Source organism: Pectobacterium brasiliense (assembly GCF_013449685.1).
In the GTDB taxonomy this organism is placed as follows: domain Bacteria; phylum Pseudomonadota; class Gammaproteobacteria; order Enterobacterales; family Enterobacteriaceae; genus Pectobacterium; species Pectobacterium brasiliense_A.
Map to the genome: position 1 here is coordinate 1 of NZ_JACDSF010000117.1, position 217 is coordinate 217.

Annotated in this window: 1 protein-coding gene; it reads right to left on the reverse strand. The window is 59.9% G+C overall.

Going from position 1 to position 217, the window contains the following annotated elements; genetic code table 11:
* Positions 1-217 (reverse strand): contractile injection system protein, VgrG/Pvc8 family (locus tag H0248_RS21520; protein WP_257981583.1); only part of this gene is annotated, 217 nt, incomplete at both ends.

Genomic DNA, 217 nt, shown 5'->3' on the forward strand with positions numbered 1-217 from the left:
GCGCCCCGGATAGTCGTAATGCTGATAGCTTTCGCGCTGGTGCGCCAGCTCGCCGCTCATTTTCTTGTGCGACAGCCCGTAAGCCGGTGTCTTGAAGCTGTAATCTTTCAGCTCGACTTCCGCCGTACTCACCCGCTCCGCGTAGTGGAAGCGCCGGACATATTCGCCCTCACTCAGCCCCTGCGTCGCCAAGTTGAAGAACAGCTCGGGGCCTTTG